This is a genomic window from Blautia sp. HCN-20427 (assembly GCF_037890365.1).
GTDB lineage: Bacteria > Bacillota > Clostridia > Lachnospirales > Lachnospiraceae > Blautia.
Map to the genome: position 1 here is coordinate 147,329 of NZ_JBBKBX010000001.1, position 23,726 is coordinate 171,054.

General features: G+C 41.7%; 26 protein-coding genes. 1 reads left to right on the top strand and 25 read right to left on the bottom strand.

What is annotated here, in order from left to right:
• Positions 1–38 precede the first annotated feature (38 nt).
• From WKT17_RS00665 to WKT17_RS00740, 16 genes are all read right to left on the bottom strand, one after another.
• Positions 39–1,223, bottom strand: a complete 1,185-nt coding sequence (locus tag WKT17_RS00665) for an alanyl-tRNA editing protein (RefSeq protein WP_173748855.1) — start codon at positions 1,221–1,223, stop codon at positions 39–41.
• Positions 1,220–2,518 (bottom strand): homoserine dehydrogenase, encoded by a 1,299-nt coding sequence (locus WKT17_RS00670; protein WP_173748856.1) that lies wholly within the window; start codon positions 2,516–2,518, stop codon positions 1,220–1,222. Before WKT17_RS00670 ends, WKT17_RS00665 begins: the two co-directional genes overlap by 4 nt.
• The gene (locus WKT17_RS00675) at positions 2,511–3,323 is read right to left on the bottom strand and encodes a PHP-associated domain-containing protein (RefSeq protein ID WP_173748857.1); all 813 of its coding nucleotides are present in this window, start codon (positions 3,321–3,323) and stop codon (positions 2,511–2,513) included. The genes WKT17_RS00670 and WKT17_RS00675 overlap by 8 nt, the downstream gene beginning before the upstream one ends.
• A 35-nt stretch (positions 3,324–3,358) precedes the next feature.
• On the bottom strand, positions 3,359–4,141 hold the full coding sequence (locus WKT17_RS00680; protein ID WP_173748858.1) for an SseB family protein: 783 nt from the start codon (positions 4,139–4,141) through the stop codon (positions 3,359–3,361).
• An 83-nt stretch (positions 4,142–4,224) separates the two neighbouring features.
• A complete protein-coding gene (locus WKT17_RS00685; protein ID WP_173748859.1) occupies positions 4,225–4,770 on the bottom strand; it encodes a DUF2284 domain-containing protein in 546 nt (181 codons plus the stop codon).
• 14 nt (positions 4,771–4,784) lie between these two features.
• Positions 4,785–5,675 (bottom strand): hypothetical protein, encoded by an 891-nt coding sequence (locus tag WKT17_RS00690; protein ID WP_291681282.1) that lies wholly within the window; start codon positions 5,673–5,675, stop codon positions 4,785–4,787.
• A gap of 169 nt (positions 5,676–5,844) precedes the next feature.
• Entirely contained in the window at positions 5,845–6,906 is a 1,062-nt protein-coding gene (locus WKT17_RS00695) for a glycoside hydrolase family 3 protein (protein ID WP_294461515.1), read from the bottom strand.
• 193 nt (positions 6,907–7,099) lie between these two features.
• Entirely contained in the window at positions 7,100–8,329 is a 1,230-nt protein-coding gene (locus WKT17_RS00700) for a C-type lectin domain-containing protein (protein WP_173748862.1), read from the bottom strand.
• 168 nt (positions 8,330–8,497) lie between these two features.
• Positions 8,498–9,169: a hypothetical protein gene (locus WKT17_RS00705; protein ID WP_173748863.1), complete on the bottom strand. Its 672-nt coding sequence runs from the start codon at positions 9,167–9,169 to the stop codon at positions 8,498–8,500.
• Between the two features lies 1 nt (position 9,170).
• Positions 9,171–10,364, bottom strand: coding sequence for an SPFH domain-containing protein (locus WKT17_RS00710; RefSeq protein WP_294542613.1), 1,194 nt, complete (start codon positions 10,362–10,364; stop codon positions 9,171–9,173).
• 11 nt (positions 10,365–10,375) lie between these two features.
• Positions 10,376–10,624, bottom strand: coding sequence for a hypothetical protein (locus WKT17_RS00715; RefSeq protein WP_340271787.1), 249 nt, complete (start codon positions 10,622–10,624; stop codon positions 10,376–10,378).
• Entirely contained in the window at positions 10,621–12,507 is a 1,887-nt protein-coding gene (locus WKT17_RS00720; RefSeq protein WP_340271788.1) for a toxin glutamine deamidase domain-containing protein, read from the bottom strand. The genes WKT17_RS00715 and WKT17_RS00720 overlap by 4 nt, the downstream gene beginning before the upstream one ends.
• Before the next feature lie 19 nt (positions 12,508–12,526).
• Positions 12,527–15,193 (bottom strand): ATP-binding protein, encoded by a 2,667-nt coding sequence (locus tag WKT17_RS00725; RefSeq protein ID WP_173750142.1) that lies wholly within the window; start codon positions 15,191–15,193, stop codon positions 12,527–12,529.
• A gap of 23 nt (positions 15,194–15,216) precedes the next feature.
• Positions 15,217–15,654, bottom strand: a complete 438-nt coding sequence (gene yidD, locus WKT17_RS00730) for a membrane protein insertion efficiency factor YidD (RefSeq protein ID WP_291682224.1) — start codon at positions 15,652–15,654, stop codon at positions 15,217–15,219.
• Positions 15,655–15,706: 52 nt separating this feature from the next.
• The gene (locus WKT17_RS00735) at positions 15,707–16,417 is read right to left on the bottom strand and encodes a hypothetical protein (protein ID WP_173750144.1); all 711 of its coding nucleotides are present in this window, start codon (positions 16,415–16,417) and stop codon (positions 15,707–15,709) included.
• A 29-nt stretch (positions 16,418–16,446) separates the two neighbouring features.
• The gene (locus WKT17_RS00740) at positions 16,447–17,043 is read right to left on the bottom strand and encodes a hypothetical protein (RefSeq protein WP_173750145.1); all 597 of its coding nucleotides are present in this window, start codon (positions 17,041–17,043) and stop codon (positions 16,447–16,449) included.
• 192 nt (positions 17,044–17,235) lie between these two features.
• Between WKT17_RS00740 and WKT17_RS00745 the strand changes: the two genes are divergently transcribed.
• Complete coding sequence (locus tag WKT17_RS00745) at positions 17,236–18,678, top strand: helix-turn-helix domain-containing protein (protein WP_340271789.1); 1,443 nt, start codon at positions 17,236–17,238, stop codon at positions 18,676–18,678.
• A 224-nt stretch (positions 18,679–18,902) separates the two neighbouring features.
• On the opposite strand, the gene WKT17_RS00750 is transcribed toward WKT17_RS00745, so the two are convergent.
• The 9 genes from WKT17_RS00750 to WKT17_RS00790 form a co-directional block, all read right to left on the bottom strand.
• Positions 18,903–19,331 carry a DUF3887 domain-containing protein gene (locus tag WKT17_RS00750; RefSeq protein ID WP_340271790.1) on the bottom strand — a complete coding sequence of 143 codons (429 nt, stop codon included), beginning with the start codon at positions 19,329–19,331 and terminating at the stop codon, positions 18,903–18,905.
• Positions 19,328–20,092 (bottom strand): DUF3784 domain-containing protein, encoded by a 765-nt coding sequence (locus WKT17_RS00755; RefSeq protein ID WP_173750148.1) that lies wholly within the window; start codon positions 20,090–20,092, stop codon positions 19,328–19,330. Before WKT17_RS00755 ends, WKT17_RS00750 begins: the two co-directional genes overlap by 4 nt.
• On the bottom strand, positions 20,089–20,352 hold the full coding sequence (locus WKT17_RS00760; protein WP_173750149.1) for a GHKL domain-containing protein: 264 nt from the start codon (positions 20,350–20,352) through the stop codon (positions 20,089–20,091). Before WKT17_RS00760 ends, WKT17_RS00755 begins: the two co-directional genes overlap by 4 nt.
• Before the next feature lie 132 nt (positions 20,353–20,484).
• Entirely contained in the window at positions 20,485–20,811 is a 327-nt protein-coding gene (locus WKT17_RS00765) for a LytTR family DNA-binding domain-containing protein (protein ID WP_291682216.1), read from the bottom strand.
• Positions 20,781–20,954 carry a hypothetical protein gene (locus tag WKT17_RS00770; RefSeq protein WP_291682215.1) on the bottom strand — a complete coding sequence of 58 codons (174 nt, stop codon included), beginning with the start codon at positions 20,952–20,954 and terminating at the stop codon, positions 20,781–20,783. The genes WKT17_RS00765 and WKT17_RS00770 overlap by 31 nt, the downstream gene beginning before the upstream one ends.
• 11 nt (positions 20,955–20,965) lie before the next feature.
• Positions 20,966–21,187 (bottom strand): LytR/AlgR family response regulator transcription factor, encoded by a 222-nt coding sequence (locus WKT17_RS00775; RefSeq protein WP_226853626.1) that lies wholly within the window; start codon positions 21,185–21,187, stop codon positions 20,966–20,968.
• Between the two features lie 127 nt (positions 21,188–21,314).
• Positions 21,315–21,854, bottom strand: a complete 540-nt coding sequence (locus WKT17_RS00780) for a Fe-S-containing hydro-lyase (protein WP_173750150.1) — start codon at positions 21,852–21,854, stop codon at positions 21,315–21,317.
• Between the two features lie 19 nt (positions 21,855–21,873).
• Positions 21,874–22,719, bottom strand: a complete 846-nt coding sequence (locus WKT17_RS00785; RefSeq protein WP_298060407.1) for a fumarate hydratase — start codon at positions 22,717–22,719, stop codon at positions 21,874–21,876.
• A 21-nt stretch (positions 22,720–22,740) separates the two neighbouring features.
• Positions 22,741–23,691, bottom strand: a complete 951-nt coding sequence (locus WKT17_RS00790; protein WP_173750152.1) for an alanine-tRNA synthetase second additional domain-containing protein — start codon at positions 23,689–23,691, stop codon at positions 22,741–22,743.
• Positions 23,692–23,726: the final 35 nt, after the last annotated feature.

Sequence of the window (23,726 nt, forward strand, 5' to 3'; positions counted from 1 at the left end):
GGTGATTTACAAACTGCGCTTTTCATACTATTCCTGCTTCAGCCTTCTGTTTCTTCCAGAAATGCTCTGATTTTCTCTTCGTTTCCCTTCAAAGAGCCTTGTATCATAGGCGGTTTCCCGCCTCCTTTTCCGTGAAACGCTTCATTTAACGGTTTCCCAATCATGTGGATACTGCCTTCCCTCTGCCCCAGTACATACCGAAAGCCGCTTTCCTCTGTGCCGGCAAACACACCGCAGACACCTTCCGTCTTTTCCATTGCCTCATTCACAAAGTTCCGCATGGCAGCCGCGTCCATATCTTCCACAAAAAGTATCAGATTGGCCCCCGCATGTTCTGCCAGTTTCTTTTCTTCCTCTTTTAAAGCGGCAGCCACTAACTTCTCCTGCAGCTTTTTGTTCTTTTCCTTTAAAGCCGCAATCTCCTGCTCCATCCTTTTTACTGCCTCAAAAACCTCCTCCTGCTTTGCAGAAAGGCGGTTGGAAATCTGTTTCACACTGGTTTCTTTCTGTCGGTAATCCAAAAGAGCCCGGAAACCGCAGTGCAAAGAAAGCCGCATACCTCCTTTATACCGTATGGCACCCGTAATCTTGATCATACCCACGCTTCCCGTGGTTTTTACATGAGGAGCACAGCAGGCGCAGCTGTCATAGCCCGGAATCTGCACAATCCGCACCTGACCTTCTATCTCCATTTTACTGCGGTAAAAAATATCCTTCAGTTCCTCTCTGGAAGGTTCCAGCACCACAATGGGAACATCCTCTGCCACGGCCCGATTAGCCTCATACTCAATTTCCCGCAGCTCCTCTTCCGTCAAAGGGCCATTGTAATCCATAGTGACTTCTTCTTTTCCCAGATGAAATCCCACATTCTGGTATCCGAAACGTTTGTATACAATTCCGGATACAATGTGCTCTCCGGTATGCTCCTGCATTTTGATAAACCGTTCCTGAAAATTTAGTTTTCCCTTTATCCATGCCCCCTCTGTCAGCGGCCCGTCTGTTTCGTGTACGAGAATTCCCTCTTTTTCCTGTACGTCTAAAACCTGCACGGTCTTCTCTCCCTCTGAAAGGATTCCCGTGTCTGCTGTCTGTCCTCCGCCCTCAGGAAAAAAGGCAGTTCCCGAAAGAACTACCTCATATTTGTTTCCCTTTTGGGCGCAGGATAATACTTTTGCCTCAAATTCGGACAGATAACTGTCCTGATAATATAGTTTTTCTGTCATTCCTGCTCTCCATATACCCGGATAACGGAGGAAATCTTATGTACAGCCTCCATGCCCTCAATAATCAGCATAGCGTCATGGAAGTTTCCTTCTCTGACCTCTGAGGTTACGACAACGATTTCTGCGAAATCCTCTTTTCTGTGTTTCTGAATCATCTGTGCAATACTTACCTTATAATTTCCCAGTACGCTGGCAATGCCCGCCAGAACCCCCGGCTTATCATCTACATGCAGCCTTAGGAAAAACCGGCTCTCTGTCTCTTCCTGTTTCTTAATTGGCAGCTCTTTATAGCAGGTGCAGCTGATTCTGCCTGTACACTGAAACAGAATATTTCTTACAATGTCAAAGACATCTCCCACAATGGCACTGGCCGTCGGCAGTTCTCCTGCCCCTCTTCCGTAAAACATAGCGTCGTCCACCGCATCTCCATGGACAAAAACCGCATTAAAGGAATCGTTTACAGAAGCCAGCGGATGGCCTTCCGGCACCAGCATGGGCTGTACCTTAACCTCGATTCCGTTCTCTGCATTTTTTGCCACACCAAGCAGCTTAATCACACAGCCCAGTTCTTTTGCATACCGGATATCCTTGGAAGAAATATGGGTAATGCCCTCTGTAGAAACATCTTCAAAGGTTACTCTGGAATTAAAGGCAATGGATGCCATAATAGCCACTTTTCGCCCTGCGTCATAACCCTGAATATCTGCTGTGGGGTCAGCCTCAGCATAGCCCAGTCTGGTAGCCAGAGCCAAGGCATCAGCAAACTCCATATGTTCCTGGGTCATTTTAGTGAGAATAAAATTGGTTGTTCCATTGACAATTCCCACAACCTCGGAAATATGATTTCCCGCCAAACACTGCTTCAAAGGACGAATGATGGGAATGCCGCCCGCCACAGATGCCTCAAACAGGAAATCGCAGTGGTGCTCCGCAGCACAGTCCAAAAGTTCTCCTCCAAAAGAGGCCACTAAATCTTTATTGGCTGTCACCACATGTTTTCCCGCACGAAGAGCGGCTGTAATGTATTCCTTTGCCGGATGGATACCACCCATTACTTCAATGATAATGTCAATGGATTCATCCTCCAGAATTTCCTGCCAGCTGTCTGTCAGCAGTTCCGGCTCCTGCAGTTTTGCCGCTGCTTTTTTCAGATTTCTTACCAGAATCTTTTTAATGGCAACTGCCGCGCCGATTTTCTGTTCCATTTCCTCTTCCTGGCTTTTCAGAACCTTATAAACTCCGGTTCCCACAGTTCCCAAACCTAAAAGTGCTGCATGAATTATTTTTTTACTCATTCTTTTCTTCCTTTTTTACATCTACTCTTTCCACAAATCCCTTTTTCAGTTTACTGTTGCGCTTAAAGGCCTTGCTCCAGCCTCCGATTTTATTGTATACCCAGAAGGAATGGGACAGAACCGCCTTGGCCTTCCCAATCTTTTCCTTGGTGGTATTGGTGTAAATGGTTCCGCCGCATTCCAGCTTTGTCCCCTTGATAATATGGGCAATCAAATCGGTTTCACAGGTAATGTCGTCCGGCACTTCCGTATAGGCCATACCTACACAGTCTGCCTTATGGGCATCACTGCCCCCGGTTCCCGGCAAATCATATTTCTCTGCAATTTCCTTTGCCTTGTCATTGACCTCCTGGGGTTCACAGGCATTGAAGGTTTCCATGAAATCAAATTCCTTTAAAATGTCAGGATTGCGCTTATATGCCTTGGCATTCATAAAGCTCATAAACTTCTCCCCACAGGGATGAGCCGGACCTAAAATGCCTCCGTAGTTGTGTACAATGGGAATCAGCATCTGTACCGGAATACCTCTCAGTTCCAAAAGACGCAGCTTAATATTCTCCGGCATAATGACCAGAATATGCCCTGCGTCCAGGGTGTCGTATTCAATGCCCTTTAAAACTACAAAGTCCTGATATTTCTGTCCTTTGATATGCTTTTTCCAGTACCGGTAGCCGCCGTAAGAATCGTGGTCTGTTACCAGCATTCCCCCGAATCCCTGATTTTTCAGCAGCCGAATATATTCCTCAATGGGTACTTTTCCGTCTATGGAGCCCTCCTTTGTATGGCAATGCATGTCAATCTTCATGACAACATCTCCTTTCCCGAACCTGGTTTCAGAATCTACAGGCCGAATCGCTGTCTGATAGCCCCTATTTTTTCCTTTGGCACAATCAGATTAAATCCCTGGGGATTGACCACTGCACCTTTGGCTACAGGAATCAGTACCTTTTCCAGATTTTCAAAGGTTACTAAAAGTGCCTGAAATTTCTTTTCTTTATTAAACTTTCTGAATTCCTCGGCATCCGTAAAAACAGGCTGGAAAATATCTCCGTTCTGGTTCTTCACATAGGGAACCTGAACCTTTTTATCTGCCTCCTCTTCGCCCTGCTTTTCCACTGCTACAAGATACTTGCTTTTGGCAAGGTTTGCGGCAACCTCTTCTTCCAGTTCCGGCAGATTTGCCTTTTCCTTGACGTCTCCGCCTCTTCGGAATTCCTGCATAAAGTAAATTCCGGAAAGCTGTAGCTGAGGATTTAAAAGCGGTCGTTTCTCTTCCGGAAGAGCTGAAAAATCCGGTTTTTTTACGATATCCTCCAAATCTAATTCTGTCTTTTTCTCTTTTTCATGGTAGACAATACTATTGACACCCAGCGTATACAGGGCTGTATAAAAGCTGAGAAAGCTCTTATTTTCTACCTTAATGGCTGCGATGGGATTTTTGTTTTCTGCCAGAGGTTTTGCCGCTTCCTCCAAATCTTCCTTATTCTCAAAAATCCATACCTGGTCATTGAAACTTTCCGGGTCACAGATAACAAACGGTTGTCTTGTGGCTCTGGAAAGAATGGTAAACACCTCCTGGCTGGTCTGTATTTTCTGAATCAGTTCTTTGTTTACATTGTCCATTTCATTTTCTCCTGTTGTATTCTTTTCTATGTATAGTATACACCTGTTTTGTGTTTTTGTCCTCTCTTATTTCGCATGTCCCGCTATTTCTGCTGAAAAAACAGAATACTGAAAAAGGCCACCTCACCCTCACAGTAATAAGGAATTTTGCAGTATTCCGCCAGTGCGTCTACCTTGACACAAAAGGCAGAAAGACAGGATGCTCTCTTTTGAGGAAAAGGACAGTCTTTTCCCAGTTCCTTTGCACAGGGAGAACAAATCTGACAGGGACCTGCCATAGCCGGAAGATATTCCCCCACTTCCCCGGCCACACTCTCAATCAGACTCCAGGTCATCTGGTTATGTCGGCGTTTAATTTCCTTTGTTTCACTGTCATTCGTGATATCTTTCACCGGTGTAATAGTCTGTAGAACCAGAGCCCGCTCAAACGCCCTCGCCTTATCCCCCAACTCTTTTGCTTCTCCGCAAGCCGGAGGACAGGAATAATTGTTGTCATAATTTCCACAGTAATTCGTTTCACAATACATTCTGAAACGCTCGTCAAAATGAAGCGCCGCTGTATCGATTACCTGATAATTATCAAACCCCAGTTCCTTTGCTGTCTGTAGTAAAGTTTCCTCTAAACGCATTGAAAAACCTCCCTTTATTGTCCCATTTCCTTCGTATAAAATCCGTATTCTGCCTCTCCGTTTTCCCAGTATCCCTTTACCTGATACACATACCCCGCATCACAGGATATCACCGGATTTCCCGCCTGATTTTCCGTTACCTGTACGGTTTCTCCATCTGGAATTTCAGCCGTATCTTTCTCCTGTCTGGCTTTTTCCCACTCTTCCATTGACCATCGAAGGACTTCTGTTTTCTGCGGCGCCAGACTGAAAAGCAGTTCCATTTCTGTACCATTTTCCAGGGAAATCTCCGTCATATTGTCCCTTTGCAAAATATAGGCGGTGTCTGTTGCTATGGTTTCTTTTTCTCCGTTTTCCTTTTCATAAGTCCAGGTATACGCACCCATATCGGAAACAGCCGCCGTTACAATGGCCTCCGGCTGTTTATAGGAAACGTCCAGCATAGGAATCTGGCTGAAATCTGCTGCCGGGAAAAATTCCTCCATATAGTGGCTATAAGACTCCACATACTTCTGATTTCCTTTTTCCTCTACCTGTATCTTCGTAATTCCGTTATACTGCGCCGGATAAGACTGAGCCATTACTCCGCTGCCCCATACAAGCACCACATCTCCGCTGTTCAGATCTTCCCCGGAAATTTTTTCTTCCTTCTGGCTATACACTCCGTCCTCTGGAAGAATTCCCAAAAACGGTGTTTCATTTGTCAAGTCTACAAACATAAAATCGCCCTGCTGATTTTCCAGATAGACTGCTTTCATGGCCTCTTCACTGTTCTGTTCCCGGCTCTCTTTCTTCGTTTTATCTTCCTTTTCAGAAAAAGCTTTTTTAATCCCAAAAGCGCCTCCCAGCACCAACACGGCCGTCAGCGCCACACCGGCATACACTGCTGCATTTCGTTTCTTCATAAGACCTCCTGTATCGGGGCTGTCCAAAATGAAACAACCCTCTGTTTTTCTCAGCATACCACAAACACGAAGAAAAAGAAAGGGGAACGGTTAAAGCCCTTTTCCGGCTGTTTCCGTCCCCCTTTTCTGCCCATTGTTTTCTGTCTTCAGAGATACTTTTCATTGTATTTCAACCGGCATCCATACAAAGTTTTAAAGAAAGAATCCTTTTTAAAGATTCCTCAATCCGGCTTTCCGAAATTTCTCCACTTTGCATAGCAGAAAGAACCGCTTCATAAGCCTCATGGAAGTCCACTGGCATCAGTAACATATCCGCACCTGCATTTATAGCTAAAACAGCAGCCTCCCCGGAAGTATACTCCTGTGCAATAGCTCCCATATTCAGTGCATCTGTTATAACAAGTCCCTGATACCCCAAATCAGTTCTCAAAATATCTGTTATCATCTTCTTTGATAAGGATGCAGGAACCGTATCACCGGTAATTCCCGGGCAGGAAATGTGAGCCACCATAATTACTTCCGCACCGGAACGAATCCCCTCTATAAAAGGAACTAATTCATTTCCTTTCATCTCCTCCAAAGTGGCGTCTGTACTGGCATATCCTGTATGCGTATCTGCAGTCGTTGCTCCATGTCCCGGATAATGCTTCAATACTCCAATCACTCCCGTATCTTTCATTCCTTTCAGTTCTGCCAGAGCCATATCGGACACCATATGACAGTCCGAACCAAAAGAACGATTTCCAATCACTGTATTTTGTGGATTGCTCAAAACGTCTGCAACTGGAGCATTATCCATATTAAATCCTAAATCAGAAAGAAATGTTCCAAGCTTTGTTCCCAAATTGTAAGCTGCCTGAGTATCTCCAGTTCTTCCCAATTCACGCATATTGACAGAAGCATCGAATTGAAAGGCCGGATTTCTTCCAAACCTTGTGACGGTTCCTCCTTCTTCATCCACGGACAAAAACAATGGAAGTCCAATCCGATTTCTGGAATATTGTTGAACATTTGCAGTCATCTGCTTCACCTGCTGCGGTGATTCAAAATTTTGAGCAAAATAAATAATCCCTCCAACTGGACAAGCTTCCAGTGCTGCTTTCGTACTTTCTCCTGCTGCCACAACCTGTCCTACTCCGGTCAGTGCTTCCGGCGTAATCATAAAAAGCTGCGCTACCTTTTCTTCTGCAGACATATTACGAATTTTTGCTTCCACTTCCTGTTCCAGCAATTCCTCTTTTGTTGGTTCTCTTTTTACGGGTTCCTCTTTTTCAGACTTCGAAGTAACTGGTTTTGAATCTTTTTCTGCTTCTATTTTTCTTTCAGATGCTTGCTTTTTCTCTTTTTCTGTATGATACAGGCTCCACGACCGCCAAATTACACAGCTCCCCAGCAGTAATACAAAAAGGACTAAAATTTTTTTCTTATTCATATTCAACAATGTACCCCACTTTTCCACTTAACAAATCCGGATACATTCCAGCCAGATTTGCTGAGGAGTCATTCAAGTACCAGCTTCCGGATACGCAGAATAAATTCATCACATCTTCTTCAATGGTACCTGTAGCCTCAGAACCCACATCTACGAAACTGGGCTCTCCATTGTACCAGTAAAGCTGTGCCCAGGAATCACTTGTATTCAAACCGGATTCTATAAATTGATTTTCCTGATTCACCCAATAATATGTCGTATCTGACGCTGTCCGTTTTCCTCCCAGATAAAAATGAATATCGGTATAGCCACCTGCATTCAGCAAATTCTTAATATGTTCATATTCTTCCTCTGAATTAATTCGCACCAGATATCCTCCAGCATCCATACTTTTTTGACATGCCTCTTCCCAGGTACAGTCTTCTATCACAAAGCCATACTCATGAATTCCCACATCATCTTTCATGGGCTCTATTTGAATAATCGTTTCCGGATACAATTGAACTTCACCGTTTTCTCTCCAAATTCTACATTCCAACAACATTTTTCTATTTGTATAATCACCGCCCTCAAAAATATGGGTATCTTCTACCTTTACACCATCTATATTCCTTACTACAACTGCTTTTCCAGCATCTCGGTCTTCCAGATAAATATTCAAAGGAGTTTCAAATGTAAACTTGCTGCTCCCTTCCTCTTCTAACAGGCAGCCTTCTATCTGAACATAAGAAGCATTATATGCATCCAAATCCACTTCTGACATATCAACAACCTCTTCCGTTTTCTCTTCTGTCTGCCCTATTGGCTCTTCTGGCTCAGGATAACTTTCCACATATACATCAGACTGCGGTTCTACAGAATCCGAATCATTTTTCCCACAGGATTTTACAATAAATATAAGGGCTACCAGAAGTAAGAGAAGCACTGCGCCTCCTGCAACTAAAAATGGATTGAAAGAAATGGTAACTTTATTTGAGGAAGAATTTTCTTTTGCAGGTTCTTGAAAGTTTCTGTTAATATCTCCGAAACTGTTTCCATATACATCTTCCTTTTCCTGTTCTTTCTCTGCCTCAATTTGAACGTCAGGAATCTGTCCCTCTTCCGGCTTTTCCGCCTCAATTTTCGTTTCGGTTTCTTCTGCCTTACTTTCTTTCCCGTATTCCTCAAACATTCTGGTAGGATCCAAAACTGGTTGAATGTTTTTGTCTGAATTCTCTTTCATCCGATTTTTCTTTTTATGTTTTTTTTCCGGTTGTAAGGAAACAGCCTGTTTTGTCTCCGTATCAATTAATGGAAGATTACAAGAAGGACATATTTTTATTCCTTCATATTCTTTTCCGCATAATGGACACTTCATCGTTTTATATTCCTCCCTTTTTCTTTCGTTTTTTTAAATAAGCCGATAATTTCTTTCCACGGCCAGAGCATACAACGTCTCTGCACTGGTGTTAATTCCCTCTTCATCTCCCATAGATACCGCCCGTTCCAGAGAATCTAATTCTTTAAACACTCGCTGCTCTATTTCTTTTGCAGCAGATGAAGATTTTACCGGACTGCATCGAAGGACATCATATACCTTTTCTATTTTTTTCAATAAAACCCTGTCTCCGACTTTCTCCATAATGCTCCTCATTCTTACAGAAGCTGTTTTTACATAACAAAGGTCCTTACTATGACGCTCTATAGCCGTTTCGGTCTGTTCATTTGCAATCATATTGGATATCAAAACAAACAGATACACTGCCAAAATAAGCACCTGTACAATCAATGCTCCTTTTATCCCTTTGGGAGCTATAAGAATAAAAAGGATACCAACAACCAGTTCTATCCCAAAATAAGTCGCAGAAATCCACCCTAACACAGCACTAAAAGTTCCCGTTTCTCTCCCTTTTCTTACAAAAAACGGAGTAGCCAGCAGAAACAAATACGCAAAGTGAATAAAAAAGTAAGAAATCCAAACAGATGCCGGACGATTGATTCCGCCAAGGGTATAAAAAATAAGATTAAATACGACCAAAAAAATCAAATATAGAATCGACCACATGGTATTTTTTCTTTTCATATCAAATTTTCCTCTTTTCGCCACAATTGCTGCAGAATTTCATACCTGGTTCCAGTTCAGTTCCACAATTTGCGCAAAATACCTTTTGATTCAAAGGGGCACCACAGTTGCTGCAAAATTTTGCTCCTGAAGCACATTCACTGCCACAATTTACACATTTTATTCCCTGTGATATTCCTGTATTTTTTTGTGTAAATCTTCCGCTTGGTGTCTGATGAATCGGCTGTTGCTGTGTCTGATTTTTCATAGGTGTAAACATTTCCTGAGCCATACTGTTAAACACACCTCCGGCTGCCATGCCCATACCCATACCTGCACCAGCTGCTGCCAATCCACCTGCGCCTGGATTATTAGACAGATTCCCCAAAATATCTGCTGCTTTTTGTCGTCCCCAGTCATTTCCTAACACGTCCATAACAGCCTTATCACCACGAGCCTGATTTATTTTTTCGATTGCAGAAATCTGCGAAACATCAATTGCATCATATTTACTCTTGTCTACATCCATTCCTGAAAGTACAAAGGCTGTACATTTCAGACCATATTCAGCCAAAATTGCTTCTATGTACGGAGTAATTTGTTCTGAAAGTTCATCTAAATAAGCATCAATACCAATTAAATCCTGCTGAAGTCCATTTAAAAATTTTGCAACTGCAGATTTTATTTTACCTCGCAAAATATTTTCAAAGTACAGATTTATTTCTTCCTGTTCTTGAAAAAATACATTATTTCCAACTTGCTTTTCCAAAAACAAAGCAGGATTTTCTATTTTGAGTTTATAAGCCCCCCGTACCCGTACATCCGTTACAATATTAAAAACCTTATCGCGTACGCTGATTGGACTGTCTGTCCCCCATAAAATTTCTCTGCTCTCTGCATCTCTGACAAAATAAACGACACAGTGGAAAGTACTGATACCTCCGGAAAGCGCATTTCGAAGCCTGCTGATAAAAGGATAGTTTTCTGTTGAAAGTTTATACGTTCCTTTCTCAAAAACCTGTTCTACCACTCCGTCCTTGACAAAAACTGCTTTCTCTCCCGGCATAACAACCAATGTAGAATTCGTATTAAAATCTTCCTCCGGCTGTCTCCAAATCAACAGTTCTCCACTTGCAGAATTTTTAATCACATCTGTCCAGTGCTTTTTACCACCTATATATGCTTCTTCGTTTGGATTTCTATTAAAGAATGCCATTTGATTACCTCCTAATTAAGTTCTGTCATTTTTGCATTTTTAAGGATTTCAAAATTCGTACGTGAAGGCAGGATAAATCTACTAATTTCTCCTGTTTCTTTGTCTATTGCAATCCCTGCATTCCCAAATCTGGGTTGCTCTTTTTTTCCTGCATATACAACCCAAATATTTTTCGATTCATAAATTTTCGTTAATTCCAATTGACCTTTTTCTTGATAATATTTTTGTGCAATTTCTATTGCTTTCTTAAAATCAATCATTTTTTCACTCCTTTACAACAATTTAAAATGCGTGATGACGGCATAAGCTGGTCAGTTCTGCAAAATGATACACTTCCTGGTTTTGCTTCATCAAAATACCAACTTACGTCGGTATCTCCCGTTTGAGGGTCTACAAAGTATGTCTTTCCATTTCTTTGTTCTGCCATAAACGTATGCCCTCCCTCGCCAATATCCCATTGCAAACAAACTTGGGCTCTTGAACCATCTCCCCAACTGCTCATTAAATCCTGGATATCATGTAATCCATTCCCTGATGCCTTCCTTACATCCGGACTTTCCCATACATCATATGGGTGATACGACAAATAATCGTTATCATCCACACAAGGGAATGCTGTAACATCATATCCTCGTGAACGCATTTCGTATGTAGGAACACACCTTTGACAATTTACTTTCCATTCATCGCTCAACTCATAATTAGGATTTGCTGCCTCTAAATTATCTTTATAAGATAAATCTGGCGGCACTTCACTCCATTGTCCAAGATTATCAAGTTTATTTAATGGTGGCAGTTCATAGTCTGGATATGCCTGTCTTTGTAACTCTCTCCATTTTGGGTCTTGTGAATAGGTTTCAAAATCATCGAGTCCATAGCTGTTGGCATTCATATAATCAATCAACTGATTGCGCGCATTTTCTTGCGTAAGTGGCGGCAGCTCATAATCCGGATACGCTTGTTTCTGCAATTTTCTCCATTCAGGGTCTTGTGAATATGTGGCGAAATCATCCAGACCATAATTATGCGAATTCATATAATCACTCAAACTATTAGCCGTTTCATTATTATTAAGTATATCGTTTGTTTTTTCAGTATCATCTACGGAATTATAAACAATGATTTCATCGTTTCCATCAATCGGCATTCCATCTACCACATTATCCTGAATCTCATCAACTGACTGTTCCCCGGTATCCTCACTGTCTGCATCAATAGCAGCTTCTTCTACCTCACTATCTTGAATGTCATCAACGGGTTGTTTCTCGACATCAATATTATCCATATTTGATGACTCATCCTCCGAAATGTCCTCTGGCGTCTCTTCCGGTATGTCATCTTCTATTTCCGTCAACCCTTCTTCCTGAATTTCCTCTTCTTCCGAAATCTCCTCTTCTTCTGGGATTTCCTCTTCCTCCGAGATTTCCTCTTCTTCTGGCATCTCCTCCTCTTCTGAAATTTCCTCTTCCTCCAAGAGTTCCTCTTCCTCTGGGATTTCCTCCTCTTCCGGGATTTCCTCCTCTTCCAGAATCTCCTCTTCTTCTGGCACCTCCCCCTCTTCTTCTGGCATTTCCTCTTCCTCTGGAATTTCCTCTTCTTCCGGAATCTCCTCTTCTTCCGGGATCTCCTCCTCTTCTGGAATTTCCTCTTCTTCCGGGATTTCCTCTTCTTCCGGGATCTCCTCCTCTTCTGGAATTTCCTCTTCTTCCGGGATTTCCTCTTCTTCCGGGATCTCCTCCTCTTCTGGGATTTCCTCATCTTCCGGAATCTCCTCTTCTTCCGGAATTTCCTCTTCCTCCGGAATCTCCTCTTCTTCTGGGATTTCCTCTTCCTCTGGAATTTCCTCTTCCTCTGGAATTTCCTCTTCCTCCGGAATTTCCTCTTCTTCTGGGATTTCCTCTTCTTCCGGAATCTCCTCTTCTTCCGGAATTTCCTCTTCCTCCGGAATCTCCTCTTCTTCTGGGATTTCCTCTTCCTCTGGAATTTCCTCTTCCTCTGGAATTTCCTCTTCCTCCGGAATTTCCTCTTCCTCCAGAATTTCTTCTTCTTCCGGAATCTCCTCTTCCTCTATTTCCGGCACCTCTTCTTCAAAAGTTTCCTCCGGCACATCATATTCCATATCTTCTGAAAATTCATCTCCCATATACTACTTTCCCCTCTTATCATGTATTTTCGAGATTTTTTTGAATCGTTACATCGTGTATTTTTATAGAAGTATGATATTTAATTCTCCGAAACAACTGCACCTTAACACAAGCCACTAATTCATCATCCAAAACCTCATCATTTAACTCTGCTTTAATCAGACTGCGAAGTTTTGGAATAACTTTTTTAATAATTTCAAAGTCTTTACTATCCTTTTTAAAATATTTATTAAAAATTCGGCGTGCCACTTCTTTGGCCAACATGCGGCGACCATATTCACAGGTAACATGACAATATTTTACATAAGAACATTCTGGATAGGGTCTTAGTTTATCCTGCTTATCCTTCCAATAAGTGGAAAGATTCTTAATCCCTTCATCTGACAGTGTAATCTGAATGTTATTCTGGAGACGATAATCCTCTGTTTTAACTTCTTCTGGTTCGTCCAATTTATTAAAGAAGAAAAATGCTTCGCCCGGCTTTAATTTAGACAATCTCTTTATCTGTACCTCATCCATACTTGCAGAATCCGCTAAAATTTGTTTATCTGTAGCCTCCACAAGACGAAATGCCATCTTTATGTCTGTAAGTGCCACAACATCTGTTGAAACTTTTCTTGGAGACTGGTCTGCAATAACAATTCCAACACCATAAGAACGAATCTCAGCCAACATGCGTTTCACCAATCCCTGTGCGATAGCACTCGGATTGGCATCTCCCTGTCCCCCATTGCTCTGTGCATCCAAAAGAACATGCGCCTCTTCCAGAAGGATTAAATTTTTAAGTCCTCCTTCCCCTACATAATTACTATTCACATATGCCAAAATGGATAATAGCAACAGCGAAATAAGAAGTGCTTTCTGGTCACTATTTTCAATGGCCGCCAGTTCAATTACGGTTGGCTTGGTCAGCAAGTCCTCAACGGGTATTGAAAAATAATTATCAAATAAATTCTCAAGAGAGTTTAAACGCACCACTCCTGCTCTTCCAATGTTCTTCGCATCTCCGGTATAACCAATAGCGTCAAAGGTTTCCTGAAAACACTTGATAAAATCTGTTATATTAAAAATCCGACCTTTATCCTCAATGGTATAAGTATCCAGCCAACGAAAATCTGAATAACAGTTGTTAATAGCCTCTTCAAATATTTTGTCAAGAGGTGTCGTCATTGACACACCTGCCGCAAATGCTGTCTTCAATGTTGACTTATAAGTTTCCAGTTTTACATTTTTAGGCGGTACAAAAGGATTATACACAAAAGGTGAAATAAAATTTTTTCCAGGTGTAAATACCTGCAAGTCCGGAATACTCTGTACCAGGGCACGATATTCATTCTTGGCCGGTTCAATAACCAAAAACGGAATTTTATGTTCTTTCCAAAGGCGATCCAAAAGTCCTACAGAAAAAGTTGTTTTACCAGAACCGGGTGTCCCTACAACCAGCATATGTTTTGCCAAATCCTTTAATGAAATTCCGATTTTGTCCCCTCTTGAAGAAGACTTTAAAGTACCGATCTCTATATCTCCTGCATTAATAATATGGTCTGCATACGTTTTGCTGGTTTTCCCGGATTCATTTACCGGAAGTCCGGCAGAAACCCGGCTGCTTCCAATGGGGAGACGGAAAAATTCCGATGCTTCTTCTGCGGTAATCATATACGGCAATCGGTAATACGCCTCAGAAAAAACTCCGCTGTTCCAGATTTGGCTCTCCCGTTCCCTTGTCATCAACACTTCATTCACAGCCCATGGCAAAGGATAAAAATTTGTATCTTTTTGCACTTCACCTTCCTGCAAATCAATAAACTTCATTTTCACAGGCTGCTTTGGCGTATTCAGCTGTGCATATACTCTGGAGGAAATTTCCGGTGCGCTTGTTTGGTTTCCATATATTAAGATATTATATAAAAAAAGCGGATTATTTCTTTGTGTGGCATAATATCTGTAAACTTCCGCGTTTTTTTCAGCAAGGGCAAAGCTCACATTTCCAATTTCTGCTGTTCCTTTTCCCAACATATCCAAAATCTGCATCATTCGACTGAGTTCTTCCTGTTCCTGTCCTTCCAATCGAGCAGGAATCAGCTGAAAAGATACTGCACAATCAGGATGTGCGGTTAAAATATTTACGAGCCTGCTTAAATCCTGTGCCGTATCTTGTATTATGTCATAGGTATAGCAAAAGGGAAGCATCTGATTTTGAAGATTTTCTACCCCTTCTTCCTTGACAAGTGCTTTGACAGAAGATGCTTCTATATTTTTAATTTTTTCTGTCATTTCTTCCATAGAACGTTCTTCATACTCATACTTCTGAAGTTCTAATGCAGACTGACAGGCACGCATAATAGCATCTGCTGTTTTCACTGCGTCTTCTGAAGATTTTTCAATAGAACGCACAAGCAAATACATTTTAATCTTTGCTTTATAGGGCTGATTTTCTACTTCTTCTGCAATCCAAAGAATCTCCAAGGCAGTATCTTTCTCTTCGCCTGACATGGAAGACTGTACTTTATAATTTTGATATATCTCTGCCAACAGGTTTCCCATATCTTTTTTATAATTTTTTACAATCTCAGCCTCTTCTGCATTGTTGTCTATAATCGAAAGATTCGGTATTGACGTAATTTCTATTACGCTTAAAGCAACTGCTTCATTATTTTCAAGATAACTAACTGAAGTTTTACTCATAATTTCCCCCTTTTTTTCCATTCTTACGGATAATCCTTTCCCCCATTTGGCGCATGACATCTTCCAAGTCTTTGAATCCCTTTCCATACTCCCCGCACAACTCCGTACTTTTCTATGGCCAGTATCATATATTCTGAACAGCTTGGTTCAAAGACACACCTAAGGCGTACCGCATCTGGTGCTTTATTTTGATACAAACGCACCATCCAAATAATGATTTTTTTAGAAATTACGGCCAAATAAACGATTACAGCAAAAAGGCTAATCCACCCTTTTCTTTCCAATTCCGGGCATAAACCATAAAGAAAAAAAGATACACTCAAAAAAGTCCCAAGTCCCCCCAGCACTGCATAGAATGGCTTTCGATAGTTTATTTCCGGTCTGTTTAAAGGATTTTCCGGTTTTGGGGGAGACGTGCTGTCTATGACCGGCGCCCCTCCTACATCATATGGAAATTTCATGTTCCCTCCTATAAAACAGGAGAAATGCCGCAGCACTTCTCCCTAAAACTTACTATTTTACAAATTTTCTCTCTCTGAGCATTGCCTTTGCAGCCTGCAGGCTTTGCTCCAAAGTTTCATTGTTACGCATTGAGAAGCTAAACTCTGTATTTGGAACAATAATTTTCAGTGTATCTACAATGTAATTATTTTTCTCTGCAGAAATTCCTTTTTTAATACAGCCGGTAAGATGTGTATCAATCTTCTCTACTACTCGCTGCTGTGTAGTAAAGCAGGTAATATCCTGATAAAAGAAATCCTGTGTAGTTTCCCATACATCATCACTGGTCATATCAAATTTATATGTATAAGTATAAATTTGTGTATCACTGAAGAAAATCCAGGAAGCTGCAAATCTGGAAGCAACGGCTTGAGTTCCTTCTACTTTTACCCATACATCATTGCCATCAAAGGAATCTTCAAAGGCATAACCACTTAAAACAATGGGCGGAATTTCTTCAATTTCACTTTCATCCAATGCAATCTTTGCCAGTGCCCGTTCTTTTAAGTTCAACCCATACAACTTATTAGCAACCGCCTGCTGGTATTCCGTCATGGTCATTTGCTTTGTTCCATTCATGCCTGACAAACACCCTGCTGTACAACCCTCATCTGCCAAAAAGAAATCAATGACTCTTTTCTGTTCCTGTGATTTTCCTCTTTTTAAATTTTCAATCAGCAGCTTCTGTGTGCTTTTCTCCATACCTTTATCTAAACATCCCATCTTTTTTTCTCCCTCTTTATTTTTTCTTTTTACAGACAACCTGGTCTGTCAATTCCCAGAATCAAATACAACTGTTCTACATCTGTTTCTGACAATCCCGTTTCCTGTGCTTTCACAACTAACTCCTGCCATGTCGGGCTGGTATTCAGAAATTTTTTTGTATAATAATCATATTTGATATACGCCCAGAAATAATAATAAATTCCCAGATTTTCAATCATCAGAGCAGCCTGAATATCTTCTTCTATTTTTTTTATAATAGAACGCTCTTTCATTGTGCATGCTTTTTTTCCATTCAAGCGGCAAATTGCTGCGTAAAAAAATGCCTGAGAATTATCAAAATTATCTTCTATAGCTTTTTCAAAAGCCTGCAAGGCCATCTCCCTTTTTCCAAGTTTTAAGTAGCACATAGCCACAGACATATTTAAATCCTGATTTTCAGGATTTTCCTCCAGCTGCTCTCGATAGGACCTGGCATATTTTTGAACCTCTGGCATAGGCATATCATATACACTGTTGAATGTCGTAATAATAACCGGTCTATGACAATATTTGCATTCTTTTTGCCCTGTATCCACGGGCGCCCCGCAACCCGGACATTTGATATCAATAACCTGATAAGCCATTTTTCTCCTCTCCTGTCAATTTATTCATTTTTTTATAATATTGAGATAATATATCAATTTTCTATATTTTACCTGCCATTTTTTTTGTTTTCAATATGTGGACAGTGTTGTGGACAGACTTTTTTCTATAATATAGTTTTTTTTCTTTTCTCAATGTTATACAATATAAACAAAAATACAAAGGAGTCTATTATGTCCAAATTTTCACAACTTCTTTCTCAATATATAGAAGAAAAAAATGTACGCATCTATTCCCTTGCTGAATACTGTGGAATTGACCGTTCTTTCATGTACAAAATTGTTCATGGGAAACGTACCCCAGGTTCTGCATCTACGGTAAATAAAATTGCCGATTATTTACGTTTGACTCCGGGAGAATGTCGTGAACTAACAGATGCATATTTTATCACAGTCCAGGGAAGTGATAATTTTTACAGGCGGAAACACGTTTTGGCCTTTTTAAATGATTTCAAGAATATTGTCAACAGGGATACTTTAAATTTATCCTTTTCTTTCCAGACCTCCTACACGCAAACGCTTATTCCCCTGGATGGTGAAACCAACGTTAATCAGGCCATATTCAATCTCGTTGCCTGGCAGGCGCAAAAAGAATCTGGTGAAATTCATATGCTTATCCAGCCCAAATTCCCCTTTCTCACTCAGCTTTTACTATCCATTGCCAGAAATTGTCATCAACTAACGATTCGCCAGTTGATTTATCTGAATAATATGGACTCCGTTAGAGAAAATCGGAAAAGCTATAATCTACATTGTCTGCAAAATATTCTGCCGCTGTGTACCTGTAAATATCAGTATCAGCCCTATTACTATTACGATACTGTTCCTTCTTCACTCGATAGTTTCCGGCTCTTTCCGTATCTTCTTTTAACAGATAATCAGGCTATTATTCTTTCGGAGACACTCCAAACTGGCTTCTTTACTTCTCAGCCAGACATGATTAGTCTTATAAAAAAGATTTTCAATCGCTACATGGAACAGGCTCGCCCTCTACTTCTAAAAATCGAAGATGTACATACACAGCTTTCTTCTATTCAGCAATGTGTAACCAGTTCTTCTATGGCCTATAATTTTCAGATGACGCCCTGCATGACAAATTTGCTCTCTTCCGAGTTCCTGAAGAAGTATCTGATTCCTACACTTCCTTCTCGTGAACTCTTTATCGCACAATTAGAAAACCATATAGGTCACGTAAATAGCCTCCATGAAGAACAGGAAGAAATTCTTATTTTTTCAGAAGATGGGATTGTAGAATTTTTAAATACAGGAAAAATAGAAGAATATCCTTCTTACATATATACACCGCCCTCATTAGAAGACAGAATTGACTTGATTCACCGTTTCATCAAAGAGTGTGAAAAGGACCGGCGTCATATGCGAATGTTAAAGCACACCATAGGAAGTGTTCGAAATGGTGCAAATATTTATTGTAATTCATGCAATGGGTATCTTCTTTTTACTCCTGCTGAATCTGACACGCCTATTTATCTAAACATTCAGGAATCCGGCCTTTTATCTGCCTTCTTGGATTTCTTTGAAAATATGGACCAGTCACTATTCTATCCGGAGGAAGAAATCCCAATTCGCTTAAAACAAATAACGGAACGATATTTATAAAAATCGAAAATCATCTATGGAAAAAATTAATGATTGCGGCCAGAAAGCCGTATCTTATAAAGAAAGAGCATCAGACTGAGAATGGTAAAATCGGTATTTTGATGCAGTAATCTCTCAAAGTGCCAATTTGCCCATTTTGAACGAATCAGAACAGCAGTTGAAGGATTAGAGCCACATGCCTAAGTGAAGGTGGCTCTAATCCTTCAACCGAAATACATATGTCCTTACTTGTAGTAAAATCCCGCACATTTCATATTCGTATCAAAGGATATGGTGAACATGATTTGTCCATCCTCATACTTCGCCAGTACCATAGCTGCCGCATATTCTGTTCCCGTGTCTTTATCCTTTGTTCCCTTTACCTCCACTTTGGAAAATTCCTGAAATTCCCCCTTGCCTTCCAGCACATAATCCAGGCTTTCCTGCAATTCATCAAAAGCCACACCGTTTTGCATAACCGGGGTAAACGAGTCCTCATAGACTTCTTTCAGATTTCCGGCATTGACTTTTTCTACGATTGCCTCTGCTGCTTCTTTTACTTTGTCCTCGTCAAATTTTTCCGAAAGTTCGGTTCCACAGCCGCCCAGGCAGCCCACAATAACTGCAATCATGCAAAGCATTACGATTTTTCTTATCTGTTTTCCTAATTTCATGTTTCCGTTCCCCTTTCTGCCCATTTTTGCATATCTTCATACAGCCGCTCTGTATCTTCTTTGGTTTCTCCGTTTAACACTATGGTCGGCCCTGTGGTTTCCAGGACAATATAAGACTTGCAATCCTTGTATACAAAAAGCATATAATCTCCATAAATTTCATTCCGAAAATGTCCTTCCAGCAGTTTCATACTTCCCAAACCATTGGTTCGTTTTCCAGGCTGCAGCTTATTCGTATGGGATATCTTTTGTATATCTTCCCTCTTTATTTCATAATCCGGCCAGTACGATGCCACAATTTTCATTTTTTCTCCGGCAAATCTGGTTTTTACATCTCCGGTAACAAGGGAAATACCGATAACGACAACCAGCAGAAGTGTAAAAATGACGCTGCATCTGTTGATTATTTTCACCATCCTCTGCTGTTTCCCACTCTCCATCCCTGTTTTTTCTTCTTCCGGTGGTTTTACTACACAAATAGTATTGCACAGCAGAATCACAACGATTGTGCCGATAGATAAATACACGAAAGCCAGTACCAGATACCAGTCCGGAGCCTGTTCCCCCAATACAGCTCCAAGCGCCAAAAGAAGCGTGACTCCGCCCATGTACAGACCTATGACCCGGCACAGACGCTTTTCCTTGTATTTTTTCTTTTCCTCTTCACTTGCAGTATTGTAACCTGCAATCAGAAAACTCCCCTTTCCCAAAAGCAACACTGCCGATAAAATCCCAAAGATACCAACCAATATCCACATCATGCTTTTTCCTCCTCCCTGGCATCAGGAATCAGCAGAATCACCCGAAATTCTCCGTCTTCCTGTTCTATAGTACACGTTCCCTCATACTTTTTCAGCGCCTCTTTTACATTCTCAAGTCCCAGCCCCTGATGTCCGTTTCTTTTATTTTTCTCTTTTGATTTTCCCACTGTATTCACAATCTCAATAACCAGAAATTCTTTTGATTTCTCTGCATGATTTTCATAAAAATAGCATTGGTCAAATTTACAGACAGCCCCCATAGCAACACTACTCCCGCCAGAAACAACAGGTAATAAAACAAATAACCTCCTTTCCCCTTGCGAATACGGGAAGTAAACCAGCACAGAAGCCCCAGCAAAACCAGTATATCCGGCACAATCCATTGGTACATATCACTTCCTCCTGCCTGCCAGATATTTGCTCAGAACCTCTTTAAACAAAGGGGACTGTTTCTGTGCCAGAGGAATTACCGTACCATTTGTCATATAAATCTCGTATCCTCTCATATTTTTAATTTCCCCCAGATTCACCACAAAACTTTTGTGGGGTGAGGCAAATCCGTATTCTTCCATCCGGTCTCTCACATCTTTCAGCCTTCCTCCCATTTCATAAGTCCCATCCCTGGCAGTTATAAAAATCCTTCTTCCGGAAAATTCAAAGAAGTAAATCTCCTCCGGATGCAGAAAAATCAGTCCGCTTTTTGTAGAAAACTCCAACAATGGACTTTTTCCTGTTCTTCCTCCTGGTAGGTTCTGGCATCCTCCACCTGAGCCAGAATTTTCTTCTTTGTCACCGGTTTCAAAAGATATCCAAAGGCGTGAACGGAAAAGGCTCTGCCCCCGTATTCGCTGTAGGCCGTCACATAGACAATTTTCAGCTTTCTGTCTCGAAGACGAATCCCCTGGCTGTTTCAATTCCGTCCATTCCTTTCATATCAATATCCAGGAACAAAAGGTCATAAGTTTCCGTCTGCTTTAGAAACTCCTCGCCGCTGAAATACACATCTATCTTTTCCAGGGGGTTGGGATACTGGTGTAGGATATCCATTAGTATGTCAGCGGCCCTTTTATCATCATCGCAAATTGCTATCTTCATTTTATGTATTCATCATACTGTAAAGAGCTGCCCACCAATTCCTTAGTGCGTCAGCCCTTTACACGCTTTTAATCTTCTAACCGAACAAAACGATTACAGAATATCTCTATTCAAGACAAAAGTTTCTTTAATTCTTACAAACCTCATCATAAAGATTCCGTCCCTTAGAATCAATCACTACAATCACCGGAAAATTTTCCACTTCCAGTTTACGGATAGCCTCTGTGCCCAAATCATCATAGGCAATCACTTCTGCCTTCTTGATACACTTGGAGAGCAGCGCTCCCGCACCGCCTACAGCGGCGAAGAAAACAGCGCCGTTTCGCACAATGGCATCTGTAACTTCCTGCTTTCTTCGTCCCTTTCCAATCATACCGGTCAGACCCAAATCCAGCAGTCTGGGGGCATACTTATCCATACGGCTTGCTGTAGTCGGACCGGCGGAACCGATGGGACGTCCCTCTCTGGCCGGAGTCGGACCCATATAATAAATCACATTTCCATCCAACTCAACAGGAAGTTTTTCTCCCCTGTCCAGAGCCTCGGACATTCTCAAATGCGCCGCATCTCTTGCAGTGTAAATCGTTCCCGTAATATAGACATAATCTCCTGCTTCCAGTGTCTTTACCTCTTCCTTATCCAGAGGCGCTTTCATATATCTGTCCATTCTCATTCCTCCCAAAGCATTATATGGTTCTGGCAATATGACGGTTTACATGACAGCAGATGTTCACTGCCACCGGAAGTCCCGCAATATGTGTCGCATAAGTATTGATATTCACTGCCAACGCTGTGGTATCGCCGCCAAGGCCTGCAGGTCCCAGACCGATTTCATTGATTTTTGCCAGCAGTTCCTCTTCCAGTTCTTTGATATGAGGAAGTTCGGAATGTGTACCGATTTCACGGGTCAGCGCCTTTTTCGCCAAAATGGCAGCCTTTTCAAAGGTGCCGCCGATTCCCACGCCTACCACAACAGGAGGACATGCGTTAGGGCCTGCTTCTCTTACCGTATTCACAATCGCTTCTTTTACGCCTTCCACGCCATCCGCAGGTTTCAGCATATGGATTTTACTCATATTTTCACTTCCGAAGCCCTTAGGCGCTACCAAAATCTCTACTCTATCCCCCGGTACCAGTTCATAGTGAATAATAGCCGGTGTATTGTCTTTTGTATTGACACGAAGCAGCGGATCACCCACAACGGATTTTCTCAGATAACCCTCCTGATACCCCTGGCGCACGCCTTCGTTTACTGCGTCTTCTACGCTGCCTCCTTCAAAGTGTACGTCCTGTCCGATTTTCAAAAATACTACGGCCATACCGGTATCCTGGCAAATGGGAATCATATCTTCCCCCGCAATTTCCAGATTTTCCAGAAGCTGTCCCAAAATCTGTTTTGCCAGAGGCTTTGTCTCTTTCTCGTGTGCATCTCTCATAGCCTTGTCCATATCCGGTGCCAGATAGTGATTGGCCTGTATGCACATTTCTTTAATATTCTGTGTCAGAAGTTCTACGTTTACACTGCGAACCATACTTGTTCCTACCTTTCTGTTTTACTTTGGCTGACCGCTTAAAGGTCTGCTGAAATCAATACGGTTAAAGTCCTTAATATCGTCGGACTGATGTTGTCCCAGCAGTCCAATCAGCATATAATACCCGTTTCTGGGATCCTGGGGATATTCCTTTACCAGAGTAAAGTCTCCGATTTTCCCGGTACTGGAAATATGCATTCTCGGTCCCAGACATTCCAGAATGTACGGACCAATCTGCACATGATGTTCATCATAATAAGAAACCGGCAAATCCTGCGCCACTGCTTCTTTCACCTTTTTTTCCAACTGAAACAAATTCACATCCGGCTTCTGCTCAAATTCCAGTACAAACCCATGACGCACATCGGAGCGGGGACCGTCCTGTGCATATCCCTCTCCCATGAAATGCACACACAAATCCTCCAGCGTATGAGCTGCTTTCCTGTAGACCACGGACTTATGTACAATCTTTGCAATATTTTCCGGAAGCGGCCCGAACATGTTGGGACGGGTAATGATGATTTCTTCCCCGATTCCTACCAACAGGTCTGCGTTTCTCTTCAAAAACGGAAATATCAGTTCAAAATGCTCCACAATTACCATTTTTCCGTTCCTGGAAGCTTCCAGAATAGCCTCTGCCAGCACATGCATCTGGGTAAATGCAGACTCAAACCGGATATCCAAATGATAGGTATGAGGAGAAAACGGGTCTTCCAAATCCTCATGAAGAAGAGGAAGGGGACGAATATTGACGCCTTCATCGTCATTGGTCAAATCCACCCCCGGAAACATTCCCTTAATCAAGAGGCTCTTTCCGGCTCCTGCGTCTCCGATAATTCCTATAATGTGGTCAAAGGGGCTTAAATACATCTGGCTTAACTGCATACCCAAATCCGCCATACGGCGATTGCCTCTGGGTGCAAAATAATAGCTGTACAGGTTTCCCTCCTGCATCTGTTTTGAATATGCCATACTTTTTTCCTCTGCTTTGCACAAAAGGTGCCGTA